Here is a 12,508-nt window from a genome sequence, read left to right on the forward strand (position 1 = left end):
CTTCAGGATCCCTATGATCTGCTCTTCCGTAAAGCGACTGCGCTTCATTCGTCCGTATCCTTCTCGATCGGACTCTACTTTAAAATGGTGACATTTCCGGGGAGCACGTCAGGATAAAAACACTTTTAAAACATTAAATATGTGATATTTTAGGTTATAGTAACATGAATCTGATGAGGGAATATCATACCTCACTTAGAGAATGTTTTTCATCTTTACCGGTAAACTATATCCTGTGAGGCAATACGTGGCCAAGTCCGATCCTATCGTCCAGTTACCGGACGGTTTTTATCTCAATCGCACACCTTTGCTCGCATTTGGTTTGTTGTGTTGTCTGTTCTCTCTATGGGGCTGCGCCATGAGCCTCAATGACGTGTTGATCGGGCAGTTCCGCAAAGCCTTCATGCTGTCGGATTTTCAATCTGCCCTCGTGCAGTTTTCCTTTTACATCAGTTATTTTGTGCTGGGCATTCCAGCAGGTATGATTATTAAGAAATTCAGCTACAAATGGTCCATCCAGTTGGGATTGTTCCTTTACCTTATCGGCTGTTGTCTGTTTTTTCCCGCAGCATATTTTGCGACATATCAGATATTCTTCGTGGCTCTTTTTGTTGTTGCTGCCGGACTGGTCTTTATTGAAACCGCTGCCGATACTTACTGCACCCTGCTTGGCCCACCGGGCCGTGGAACGCATCGTCTGAATTTTGCGAGTGCTTTCCAACCGATAGGCGCCATTCTGGGAGCCAGCATGGGGGCGTATCTAATTTTCAAGGAAAACGATCTTTCGCGTGAGCAGCTCTCCGCCATGCCGGTTGCTCAGGCATGGCAGCATCAACTCGTTATGATCCACGCCACTCTTGAGCCCTATGTCTACATCCTGGGGGTTCTACTGGTCGTCATGATCGCCATTGGCGTCACGCGTTATCCAGCCTGCAAAGGGCGTGATCAGCAACGCAGTTATGAGCTCGATACTGCGGGTGCCCTCAAAAGGTTGTTTGCCAATAAACGCTTCGTCCTCGGTATTCTGACCCAGTTTCTATATGTCGGCGCACAGGTGGGCGTCTGGAGCTTCATTATCCGTCTTTCCATGAGACTGGGCCACATTAACGAAAGACAGGCATCTGTTTACCTGATCGCGTCATTTTGTGCGTTTTTTGTTGGCAAGCTGGTGGCCAATTTCTTCATGCGGCACGCTCGTCCGGCGCGAGTTTTGCTCGTTTACAGTTTGCTCTGCATTATTGCACTAGGTTATGCGGTCATGGTGCATGACTTCACGGCTGTGTATGCAGCTATTCTCGTTAGCGGGCTGCTCGGTCCCTGCTGGCCAACGATCTATGGCCTGACCGTTGATGAACTGGGCCATGACCGCGCTTATGGCGGATCAATTCTGGTTATGAGCATTAGTGGCGGTGGCATTCTTCCACTATTGCAAGGTTATATTTCAGATTCTACTGGTGGAAACATGCAACTTGCTTATGTCGTGCCGATGGGGTGTTTCTTCATGATTGCAATCTTCGCAGCGTACTGCATAAGAAATACGAATGAAGCAGAAAATCATACAGATGTGAACTCTGTTTTTCAAACAATTGATTAAGATAAAATTCGCTTTGAGAGAAAGTGGGTTTTATGGGTAAAGCAACGTGCAAGACGTATGCGGAGGAGGCAAATCACGGGTTGCCCCGAAGGTGATCCGTGAAGAGCTGATGTTGGTGGATCTGGTGTCGAAACATGGCTTGCAGCAGATGATGATCGCGCAGTTGCAGGCATGGCAGCGATTTTCTCAAGCACAACGAGGCTTTCACATTTCGGGGTGCTTTCAATAGGTTGTGCGAAGCTACGAAATCTTTGTGGGCGCTTAGTGCATTATTCGTGGTTGGATATTTTCATTAAGATGAGGCCACAAACTATGAAGATTGCAGCTAAAGCTCTGGTCAGGGTGAACGCTTCTCCCAAGATAAATATCCCGACTAAAAATGCCCCGATTGCGCCTATTCCTGTCCAAACCGCGTAAGCCGTTCCCAGAGGCAAAGACTTCATAGCCAGAGAAAGTAGACCGAAACTAATCAACATCCCCACAAACGTGACTATGGAAGGCCAGAGCTTTGAAAACCTATCTGACTGTTTCATGGCAAAGGCTCAGATTACCTCGAAAGCACCAGCAACGATAAGAACAATTCAGTTCATAGAGATTTTCCAGCATTTTTAAGAAATTCAGAGAGCCCGTCGGAGCAAAAGAGTTGCGAGGAAGAGCATCACACACCCGATAACAAGATCTAAAATCTTCCAGGATTTTGGTGTGGCAAACATTGGCTGCAAAAAACGTGCGCCATATCCTAACGCTCCAAACCACAAAAAACTCGCTGATGCCGCCCCAACTGCAAAAAAAGATCTGAGATGGAGCGGTTGCGCTGTGGAGGCCGTGCCCATCAAAAGCATCGTATCGAGATAGACATGCGGGTTAAGCCAGGTGAATGCTGCTACGGAGGTCAATGCTCTTGATAAAGAGACGGGCCCGCCTTCAGTCACTGTCATGCTCTCAGAAAGTGTGGCCTGTCGTAGCGCTTTGATGCCGTACCAAAACAGAAATCCGGCGCCAGCAAGGGTAAATCCTTTTGCGACGTGTGGCAGTGAGACGAGTAGAGCGCCCATTCCACTTACTCCTGCTATAACCAGGATAGCGTCTGAAAAGCCGCAGAAAAGAACGATTGGACCGACATATTCGTTCTTCAAACCCTGTCGAAGAACGAACAGATTTTGAGCGCCAATAGCGACAATCAGCGAGGCAGAAAGCGCAAATCCGGACAAAAAACTGATAATGAAAGGCATCATTCAGCTTGTTTACGCAGCACAATCAATGAAGGAAAACTTGTTTTTCTTATCCTGATAAAGCAATCCTTCATTGATGTTGGACTATAACGCTCTTATGGCCGTCAGTGCTGTTATCCGAGAAGGCTCTTTTGAGGGTGCGGCGAGGAAATTGAATATTACGGCTTCTGCCGTTTCTCAACGCATCAGAGGATACGAAGACCGGCTGGGTGCTCTGCTAGTTATCCGGGGACAGCCATGCAGACCAACAGACCTGGGGCAGGCTCTGGTAACTCATCTGGACAAAGTCTGTTTGCTCGAGGCGGAAATTCCTCATCTTTCGCACGCGTCAGGCTTTTTGTTGCAATCCGAGATTACTCTCAGAATTGCCGTAAACGCGGACAGTCTTGCAACGTGGTTTCCAGGGGCCATCTCGCGCTTTGCAACAGAAACAGCCATTTGTCTGGACCTTCTCGTCGAAGACGAGACCTGTACAGCAGATCGTCTTCGGGCAGGCGAGGTCACAGCCGCGATTACGGCCCAAGCGGAGCCGATTCCAGGATACAAGTCCGTCCATTTAGGGAAGATGCAATATGTTGCCTGTGCCACTCCTGATTTTGCAGCAAGCTACTTCAGTAACGGAGGAACAGTAGCCGAGTTTAGGGATGCACCCTGTATATGCTTTGACCGAGACGACGCTCTGGAAGCGCGATGGTTGTATGATCTTCACAAAATCGCTCTGCCATCACGGATACATTACATTCCTTCGACGCAGGGCTTCCTTGATTTTACACTCAAGAATGTCGGGTGGGGGTTACAGCCGCTCGCCCTGGTGGATAAATATCTGTCTCAGGGTAATCTGATCGAGGTTATTCCTGATCATCGGATTACTGTTGACCTTTATTGGGTTATACCAAGAATGAATAGTAAATTATTGAATGATCTCACTATTCACTTAAAAAACGAATGTGTGAAACATTTTTGGTTCGATAGAAGCGTAGGGAATTATACCGTTTGAATATATTTGTTTTTTTGACGTGAATAATTTAGATGCGAGGTATTGCTAGAATCCGTTACTATACATCTGTTTGATGTTTTTTACTCTGCTGACGTCACACATTCGTCGGGCAGAACCCTAGCAATCTGGGGCAGAATTTCTTCTGTCAGCATCTTTTGGGAAAAGGAAATCCCAGCCAAGGCGCTTGAGCCTGACGAAATTTCCTTGGGATATTGGTCTGTAAAAAGACTCCAAACCAGAGTCGAAACAATCGACGCTTAGATATTCCGACGTTACGTCCAGGAGGGAATGATGGCTCCGTGATAGGCTTCAAGCAGCTTGGTGCGGACATTGGGTTTTTGAAAAGCGCTCACCAGTGGCTGAACCCAGTTGGCATGGGCATCGGGCTCGTTTACGGCAATGAAATTGATGTAGGGATTGTTGTCCATACTCTCACGGGCGAGACGTTCCGATTTGAGATCGATCCCGGCTTTGTAAGCCCATTCCGTAATCACTACGCCAGCATCCAGATCTGGCAGAGACCGCGCCAGAACAGGATCATCCAGTTCCTTGATCGTCAGGTTTTTTGGATTTTCGGAGATGTCGATTGCGGTTGGCATTTCGCCTGCGTCAGATGAAATCTTCAGCAGTCCGAGAGATTGCAAGAGTTTAAGCGCGCGTCCTTCGTTCGTAGGGTCCGCAGGAACGCCGATCGTTGCACCATCAGGAATTGTGGAGAGTGTTTTCCATTTTTTCGAATAAAAGCCGATCGGTGCGAAGTAGGTGTTTCCAACAGGCACGATATGAGATCCAAGCGCGGTATTCTGGGCTTGAAGGTAAGGGCCGTGTTGAAATGCGTTGGCGTCCAGATCTTCTGCCGCAAGGGCTGCGTTGATCGGATTCCCTTCAGAAAAAGTGACGACTTCGATGGTCAAGCCTGTCGTGCGGGCATTTTCCTGAACAATACGCCAGATATCCTCGTCTTCTCCTGACAGGATACCGACCCGTACAGGCTTTGCTTGCGCGTTTGCGGATGGACCAATGAGCGATGTGGCAGCGAGGAGCGTGAGTAGGCTGCGACGCCCCAGAGAAATACCGGGCGCGGACTGTTTCTGGCTTGGAAGGCGATTACGCATGGTGCAGGGCTTTCGAGGGAACGGCAGAGAAAAGATCACTGTGATGTCGGGCCGCGACATCTGGATGGGAGCGCAGCCGCCCTTTGAGTGTGTTCTGTCCGATCTGGGAAAAGAGAGGATTGTTGGGGTCCTGCGTGATCCCGCTGCTGGAGCTTGCCAAGGCGTCGGGTAGCGGGAGGATTGGCATCGTTGCGTCGAGTTGTGCCCCAAGGAAAAAGGCTGCGGAAAGCCTGTCCCGCCCTGAGTTCGGGCTGACGACACGATGAACCGCAGCCTTGAAATATCCGCTTGTGGCGACTTCCAGCAATTCGCCGATGTTGACGATGAACGTCTCCGGCTGGGGTGGTGCCTGAAGCCACTCACCGTTTGCCAGTTCCACTTCCAGTCCGCCCTCATTGTCCTGAAGGATGAGCGAGAGGAGGTCGCTGTCTTTATGAGCGCCCACGCCCTGCCTTTCTCCCTCCCCCTGATGGCCGGGATAATGGATGAGTTTCAAAAGCTGATAAGGCGTATTGCTGACGACGGGATGAAAAGCGTTCGCTGCTTGACCTAGAGATAAAGCAAGCGCTTCTAACAGGCGCCTGAGGACATTCAGAACCTGCTCCTGCCATGACAGAACAATTATCTTGAGTTGTGGAAGTGTGTCTGGCCATTGGTTGGGTCCCTGAAGGCGCAGGTAAGCTGGCTTGTCCTTCAGATCTTCCACGATGGCTCGTTCGGGGCCGATATCGAGTTGCTCCCGCCAATCTGCTTTGCCGCGTGTGATCTCTCGGCCTGCATGATTATACCCTCTGAAATGTGGAGAATTAACCATAGAAATACGTTCTTTTTGCGTCATCGGCAGAGAGAAAAACCTGGTCGCCTGTGCCATGAGATCGGTATTCAGATCAGCCGAAATTCCATGGCCTTTCAGGTAAAAGAAGCCATATTCGTGGGCAGCGTTGCGCAGAGATGCAAGGAAAATCTCGTCTGGCGCCTGATGATCCTGCCACTGGGACAGGTCGATGGTGGGTAGAGAAAGAGTGCTCTGCGTCATACACGTAACCACTTTCGGCTCTGAATTTTTTGCCCTTGGAACCCCTTTTTCAGCAGATTCCAAGGTCATGCGTCCTCATATAACCCTCCATAAAACGCGATATATATTAAATCCACATCAATGTTATGTTTGACTCAAAAAACACTATGAAATAATCAACAAAACACAAATCTTCTTGAAAGAACTTTTATGCGTAGTGGTTATGTCCTGGCGCCACTTCTTGTTGGCCTTTCGTTTTCCGGGACCTTTCCGGGGGCTGTCGCGGCCGAAAATACTTCGGGTCAGGATAGTACCGGCGTGAAAAAACAGTCCAGAAAAGAGACTGTGGTCAAAAAAAACGTGCCTGTCGTCAGGACAGAACAGGCTGTGGCTGACGAACCGGAGCAGGTCATCGTGACGGGTACGCGCGATCCCTCCCAAACGGCGGCACGCAGCATCAGCCCCATTACGATCATTGGGGGCAACCAGCTTAGGGCGACAGGCATGACGGACATCCGGGAGGCGCTGGTCCAGCTTTCTCCCTCCATCAGCCGTGAAGTCAATGGATCGGATCAGGGATCGGTCGTAGATGCGCTAAGTCTTCGGGGACTAAATGCCGATCAAACCCTGGTGCTGGTGAATGGCAAAAGACGGCATACGACAGCCGCCATTGCGGTGGATGCGTCTTCACAGCAGGGAACGACCCCTGTCGATCTGGATATGATCCCGATTTCTGCAGTCGATCACATTGAGATCCTGCAGGATGGTGCGGCTGCTCAGTATGGATCGGACGCGATCGCGGGCGTGATCAACGTCATTCTGAAATCCAACAATCACGGCATCCATCTTCAAGCTGTCAATGGCGGTTATGCTGCAGGAGATGGCTTTACGACCGGTGAAAACCTGAATGCAGGTTTCAAGCTGGGTCATCGTGGATTCCTGAATCTCAGTGCGGAATTCAAACATCAGGATCGCACCCAGAGAACGGGGATTGATCCCCGGACCGGTAAAAATAACGATCTGGCAACGGGGCAGCCTCAGGTGACGCGTGAGTCCATCGAAACGAATTTCGGCTATCATGTGACGGATGCCATAGAGCTTTATGGTTTTGGAACATTCACGCACCGCGATGCCGAACGTTGGGCTTTTCTGCGTGCTCCGAGCACCACTGCGGCTGACGGGCTTTCCGGGATGTATCCGAACGGGTTTGAACCCGTCGAAACAATGCCTGAGAATGATTATGGCTTCACGCTCGGTTTTCGAGGAAAACGACTTTACGGTTTTGACTGGGATCTGAGTTCCACGATCGGTGGAGACCACGACACGCTGGGGGATTATAATTCCGCCAACGCAGACGCTTATAAAGAGACAGGATATTCCCCGTCGCGTTTCTTTCTTGGCAGTTACTCCAACCAGCAATGGACGAACAATCTCGATATTCGGCGCGGCGTAGATCTGCCGTTTCTGTATAGCCCCTTGAATATCGCATTTGGTGGCGAATATCGCCGCGATACCTATTCCATAGGAGCGGGAGAACCGTTGTCGTATTACCTGAGCGGTGCACAGGGATATCAGGGCGAAACGCCTCAGGATGCTGTCAACGCAGCCAGGCACGTCGCAGCAGCCTATGTTGATTTCTCGACGCAAATCGTCAAACGCTGGCGGGTGGATCTTGCTGGACGGTTTGAGCACTATGACGACGTCGGAAATGCGCGGACGGGAAAGATCTCCACGCGATATGACATCAACCGTTTCATCGGATTTCGCGGTACCGCCAGCACCGGCTTTCGTGCTCCGACCCTTGCGGAACAGAATTTTGCGGCTTTCATCTCCAGTCCGAATTATGCCACCGGACAGATTGCGGCCAATTCGCCCGCTGCGCGTGCTTTGGGATCGCCTGGCCTCAGGCCGGAGACATCCACCAATTTCAGTGCGGGTATGATCCTGAATCCATTGCCTCGGCTTCATATTAATGTCGACGGTTATACAATCTACATCAAGCACCGGATCGTTGATGGAGGGTACGCTTCAGGTGCCCGGGCTGTAGAAGCCTATGCCGCAGCAGGCGTGGATACTTCCGGTTTCGCCGGCGATGAAACTGCGGTCAGTACAAATTACTTCACGAATGGCGCCAGTACCCGTACGACCGGCCTTGATATCACGGCACGTTATTCTTCGGACTTTGGGCGTTATGGGAAAGTGGACTGGGATGCCGCCGTCAATTTCAACCATACCAATGTCAAAAACATTGCGCGGACTGGGGAGGGGGCTCCGGTTCTGAACGCTCAGCAGATCAGTTTGATGTCAACGGAAAACCCGTCCAACAAGCTGATTTTTGGAGGGATATGGCGTCAGGGGAAATGGACGGTCGCTGTCCACGAAATCCGGTATGGTCATACAACGTCCAACCTGACATTCGTTTCGGGAAGCAATGCTTTTTCGACAACGGATTTTTATCATCAGATTAACCGCCCGCGCTTCGTGACCAATCTTGAAGTCGGTTATCAGGTTCTGCCTCAGCTTCATCTGGCGCTGGGCGGCAACAATGTCGGGAATGCCCATCCCAGCCGTGTGCCGTCCTTTACGGCAGATTATAACAACAATCTCTACGACACACTTAGTCAGCAGCTTTCCGAAGAGGGTGGTTTTTACTATCTTCGCGCTGATCTTTCTCTTTGAATATGATGGTGATGCAGAATACGGGTATGGCTGAAGCGAATGAGATGTTGAAAGTTGAAGGTCTGTCAAAGACCTTTGATGGTCACTTTGCGCTGGAAAATATCAGCTTTTCTGTTCTTCGCGGTGAAATTGTAGGGCTCATTGGGCGTTCGGGAGCAGGGAAAACGACCTTGCTTCGTTGCCTGAATGGCGCAGAAACCCTGGATTCAGGGCACGTTCTCGTTGAAGGAAAAAACCTCAGCGTTCTTAAAGAACGGGAACTGCTTGCCCTTCGGCAACGGATCGGTCTTGTTTTTCAGGGGTTCAATCTTCTTCAGTCCCGGACTGTGGCGGGCAATATTTCTCTTGGTCTGGAAATTTTGGGAATTCCCAAAAAAGAGCGGCAGCACCGTATTCAGGAACTGATCCATCTGGTCGGCCTTGAAGAGCATGAGACAAAACACCCTTCGCAGCTTTCCGGAGGGCAAAAGCAGAGGGTTGGGATCGCAAGAGCGCTGGCGGGTCATCCGGCTATTTTGTTGTGTGACGAAGCAACATCCGCGTTGGACCCTGAAGCAACGACTTCAATTCTTGCCCTTCTTAAGGCCGTTAATAAAGAGCTTGGTGTTACGGTCATTCTCATTACACACGAAATGGATGTTATCCGCCGTCTGGCTCACCGGGTGCTTGTGCTTGATCAGGGGCGTATTGTTGAAGATATCTCCAGTGAGTTACTGCACAAAGGGGAGGCGAAGCATGCCTTAACGCAGTCTTTCATCAGTCGTTTGCCGAATAATGGAGAAGACATGGAGGCCGCCGGATATGCATCATCAGGTTTTTGATCTGTTTTTCAAAGCCACGCTGGCGACGCTCGAAATGGTTTTTGCGTCCGCAGCAATTGCCGTTCTCTTTGGATTGCCTCTCGCTATTCTCCTCACCATCACGAGGTCCGGGGGACTATGGCCCGTTCGTCCCATCGGTCGGATTCTTGGGGTTGTGGTTGATCTGACAAGAGCAGTGCCCTTCATTATTCTTCTTGTCGTTTTGATCCCTTTCACGCGCTTAGTAATGGGAACGGCTCTTGGGACTGCCGCGGCCATCGTTCCATTGTCCATTACCGCGATCCCATATTTCGCGCGCATCGCGGAAGTCTCATTGAGAGAGGTGTCTCCGGAACTGATTGATGCGGTTCGTGCTATGGGCGCAACACGGACGAAAGTCGTTCGCTCGGTTCTTATTCCCGAGGCTTTACCAGGGCTGGTCTCCGGCCTGACCGTCACGCTGGTCACACTCATCAGTGCATCTGCCATGGCGGGTGTTGTTGGCGCAGGTGGACTGGGGGATCTTGCAATCCGCTACGGATACCAAAGGTTTAATACAACCATGATGTTGTGGGTGGTGAGCATTCTTGTTGTATTGACGATTCTTGTTCAGATCGTCGGGAATTCTATTTCTGCCCGATTGAGGAAGAATTTCATATGAGGATGGTGTTCCTCTTGATGACGCCTTTAGGAAGCTCAGACGCTATTAAGAGCACCTTTCCAGCTCAGCTATAGGCTGGGAAGGTACTGTCTAACCTATGATATGCAGCCAAAATCTTCTTGATCCTGTTTCTGGCTGCAATCGTCATATTTCTACCTTGAGGCTTAATTCCATATCGATTTCGGTATATTATCCTTGAGTATCAATCATCTAAATCATGTCCGTCATCTGGGCCTTTAAGCTGACGGCTTTTTTCACCAGTGATGCTAATAGGAGTGTCTCCGCGCACGGTAATCCGGCGTAGGAGGCGGGGATGGGTGTCGAAGTCGGCTGTGGCGTAGTGTTGCGTGGCACGGTTGTCCCAGATGGCGACATCACCGGGTTTCCAGTTCCAGCGGACGGTATTGTCGATCTGCGTGATGTAGGACTGAAAGATTTCCAATAGCCGGTTGGCATGTTGGGTAGGAATACCACGGATTTCTTTGAAAAAATGACCCAAAATAAGCGTGCGTTCACCGGTTTCCGGGTGGACGCGGACGACCGGGTGCTCCGTTTCATAAATCTTTGAGATGAAGCTTGCGCGAAAATTGGCAATTTCCTCGTGACGAAGATCATATTTATAGAAATTGGTATCGTAGTCGTTGCCATGAACGGCCCAGAGCGTGTCGGCGAGCTGTTGCAGCGGGGCGGGCAGGTCGTCATAGGCCGTGGCCGTATTGGCCCAGAGAGTGCTGCCACCATAAGGCGGGATCGTGATGGCGCGCAGAATGGAGGCTTTGGGATAGGCGGGGACGAACGTGACATCCGTGTGCCAGGAATCCGTGGAGCGGCCGTTGCGGGAGTTCAGCTCGAATGTATAGGGGGTGCCGTCTGCGGCCGGGATGGTCGGATGGAGGATCGGGTCCCCAAAAACACGGCTGAGTGTTTCATGCTGGGCGTCATCAAGAAACTGATCGCGCAGGAAGATCACCTTGTGGCGCAGCAGGGCGTCATGAAGAAACGCCTTGTGTTCTTCGGGCAAAGGCTCGCGGGCATTGACGCCATGAATGATGGCACCGATGCGGGATGTTACCTTTTCGGCTTTGAGGGTGTCGGCGAAGGCGGGTTCGCGGGGGACAATGCTGAGGTTCGTCATGAGGGAAGTCCTTCGGGCTGGGGGACTACGGTGCTGTTGAGAGCACGGTCAGGGCGTGTGAGAGGCGGGGGGGTGATGAAAAAAGTGAGGATGGCGCTGGCTAGAAAGAGTGCGGCGTAGATGAGAATAATGCCCTGCGTGCCGACAGCACCTTCAAAAGCATAGACGATGAAGGGGCCAATCCAGACGCTGCTGCCGGCACCGAGGTTCAGCAGGGACATGGCGATGCCTTTGTGGTCCGGTAAGAGAGACGGCGTCAGGGCCGAGAGCGGCACATATCCGGCAAGCGTCATCCCGAAGACGGCAGCAGAGGCGTAGACTGTGAACAGGCTGCTTTGGGCGTAGAGTAGGGGAATCCAGTACAGTCCGACGCAGCTCAACGCGCTGCCGATGCCGCCGAACCAGATCACGGTCTGGCGCCAGGAAATATAGTCGCTGGCAAAACCGATCAGCAAGTTGAAGACGATATTGCTGGCGAAGATGATTTCCAGAAACCGGATCCACACATCCTGCGACAGGCCCAGACGGCTGGTGAAGAAGAAGGGCATGAAGACGATCAGGCCATGCGTGGCGCTGGAATTGACCGCACGTACGATGCAGGCCAATCCCACGCCCGGATTGTAACGGATCTGGCGGACTGTTTCGCGCAGGGTCGGGCCTATATCCTTCAGGCTCCCTTTCTGCGACCGGGGCGTGGCAGGTAGGGGCAGGATGGCGAGAACGCCCCCCGCTCCTACGCCGAGCAGGGCGATCCAGAGCGTAACGTACTGGCCGTACACTGGCAGCAGGAGTTGCGCCACGATGGAGCCGACCGTAGGCAGGCCGCAGGTGAAGCAGAACCAGAACAGGCCGACGGCCCGTCCCAGACGGTCCTGCCGGACCGTGGTGACGAGCAGGGTCAACAGTCCGTAGGAAAACAGCGGATAGCCTGCTCCGCGCAGTCCGTAGGTCAGCAGAAGCAGGGTTGGAGAATGGGCGGGAATGGCGACGCTGAGGAACAGGAGCTGTGGGAGAACCCAGAACAGCAAACCTGCGGTCATGACCGTGCGGCTGCCGAAAATATCGCATAGCAGGCCCGAGAACCAGGCCGCCAGGGCAGCAGCCAGCCCATAGGCCGTAAAAAGGAGGGCGACGAAGTGTTCCGTCTGGCCCGTCTGGACCAGAAAGGGCGACAGATAGCCGACCTCGACACCATCTCCGATCATAAAAACCAGAAGCCCGGCATATTGCAGCGCGAAGCTCCGTGGCAGGCGGCTGGCGGGCAGGGGTATCGTCTGCAT

General features: G+C 51.8%; 11 protein-coding genes. 5 read left to right on the forward strand and 6 right to left on the reverse strand.

From position 1 onward, the window contains the following. Nucleotides 1-247: 247 nt before the first annotated feature. The gene (fucP, locus tag HKD21_RS08320; protein ID WP_194255249.1) at nucleotides 248-1,594 is read left to right on the forward strand and encodes an L-fucose:H+ symporter permease; all 1,347 of its coding nucleotides are present in this window, start codon (nucleotides 248-250) and stop codon (nucleotides 1,592-1,594) included. A gap of 269 nt (nucleotides 1,595-1,863) precedes the next feature. Here fucP and HKD21_RS08325 read toward each other — a convergent pair whose 3' ends face one another. Together HKD21_RS08325 and HKD21_RS08330 are read right to left on the reverse strand one after the other, a co-directional pair. Beyond that, nucleotides 1,864-2,127 carry a DMT family transporter gene (locus tag HKD21_RS08325; RefSeq protein ID WP_194255250.1) on the reverse strand — a complete coding sequence of 88 codons (264 nt, stop codon included), beginning with the start codon at nucleotides 2,125-2,127 and terminating at the stop codon, nucleotides 1,864-1,866. Between the two features lie 84 nt (nucleotides 2,128-2,211). Continuing rightward, complete coding sequence (locus HKD21_RS08330; RefSeq protein ID WP_194255251.1) at nucleotides 2,212-2,829, reverse strand: LysE/ArgO family amino acid transporter; 618 nt, start codon at nucleotides 2,827-2,829, stop codon at nucleotides 2,212-2,214. Between the two features lie 73 nt (nucleotides 2,830-2,902). Here HKD21_RS08330 and HKD21_RS08335 point away from each other — a divergent pair, with 73 nt between their 5' ends. After that, nucleotides 2,903-3,823 carry a LysR family transcriptional regulator ArgP gene (locus HKD21_RS08335; RefSeq protein ID WP_194255252.1) on the forward strand — a complete coding sequence of 307 codons (921 nt, stop codon included), beginning with the start codon at nucleotides 2,903-2,905 and terminating at the stop codon, nucleotides 3,821-3,823. A 272-nt stretch (nucleotides 3,824-4,095) separates the two neighbouring features. Here HKD21_RS08335 and HKD21_RS08340 read toward each other — a convergent pair whose 3' ends face one another. Together HKD21_RS08340 and HKD21_RS08345 are read right to left on the reverse strand one after the other, a co-directional pair. Beyond that, nucleotides 4,096-4,938 carry a MetQ/NlpA family ABC transporter substrate-binding protein gene (locus tag HKD21_RS08340; protein ID WP_194255253.1) on the reverse strand — a complete coding sequence of 281 codons (843 nt, stop codon included), beginning with the start codon at nucleotides 4,936-4,938 and terminating at the stop codon, nucleotides 4,096-4,098. Further along, nucleotides 4,931-5,974 (reverse strand): isopenicillin N synthase family dioxygenase, encoded by a 1,044-nt coding sequence (locus tag HKD21_RS08345; protein WP_194255254.1) that lies wholly within the window; start codon nucleotides 5,972-5,974, stop codon nucleotides 4,931-4,933. The genes HKD21_RS08340 and HKD21_RS08345 overlap by 8 nt, the downstream gene beginning before the upstream one ends. Nucleotides 5,975-6,340: 366 nt before the next feature. Between HKD21_RS08345 and HKD21_RS08350 the strand changes: the two genes are divergently transcribed. The 3 genes from HKD21_RS08350 to HKD21_RS08360 are packed head-to-tail and all read left to right on the forward strand — an operon-like array spanning nucleotide 6,341 to nucleotide 10,093. Further along, the gene (locus tag HKD21_RS08350) at nucleotides 6,341-8,632 is read left to right on the forward strand and encodes a TonB-dependent receptor plug domain-containing protein (RefSeq protein WP_322782919.1); all 2,292 of its coding nucleotides are present in this window, start codon (nucleotides 6,341-6,343) and stop codon (nucleotides 8,630-8,632) included. 26 nt (nucleotides 8,633-8,658) lie between these two features. Continuing rightward, a complete protein-coding gene (locus HKD21_RS08355; RefSeq protein ID WP_407646554.1) occupies nucleotides 8,659-9,453 on the forward strand; it encodes a methionine ABC transporter ATP-binding protein in 795 nt (264 codons plus the stop codon). Then, a complete protein-coding gene (locus HKD21_RS08360) occupies nucleotides 9,434-10,093 on the forward strand; it encodes a methionine ABC transporter permease (protein WP_194255256.1) in 660 nt (219 codons plus the stop codon). Before HKD21_RS08355 ends, HKD21_RS08360 begins: the two co-directional genes overlap by 20 nt. 202 nt (nucleotides 10,094-10,295) lie before the next feature. Here HKD21_RS08360 and HKD21_RS08365 read toward each other — a convergent pair whose 3' ends face one another. Continuing rightward, nucleotides 10,296-11,228 carry a TauD/TfdA dioxygenase family protein gene (locus HKD21_RS08365; protein WP_194255257.1) on the reverse strand — a complete coding sequence of 311 codons (933 nt, stop codon included), beginning with the start codon at nucleotides 11,226-11,228 and terminating at the stop codon, nucleotides 10,296-10,298. Beyond that, complete coding sequence (locus HKD21_RS08370; RefSeq protein WP_194255258.1) at nucleotides 11,225-12,508, reverse strand: MFS transporter; 1,284 nt, start codon at nucleotides 12,506-12,508, stop codon at nucleotides 11,225-11,227. The genes HKD21_RS08365 and HKD21_RS08370 overlap by 4 nt, the downstream gene beginning before the upstream one ends.

This window comes from Gluconobacter cerevisiae (genome assembly GCF_015244675.1).
GTDB lineage: Bacteria > Pseudomonadota > Alphaproteobacteria > Acetobacterales > Acetobacteraceae > Gluconobacter > Gluconobacter cerevisiae.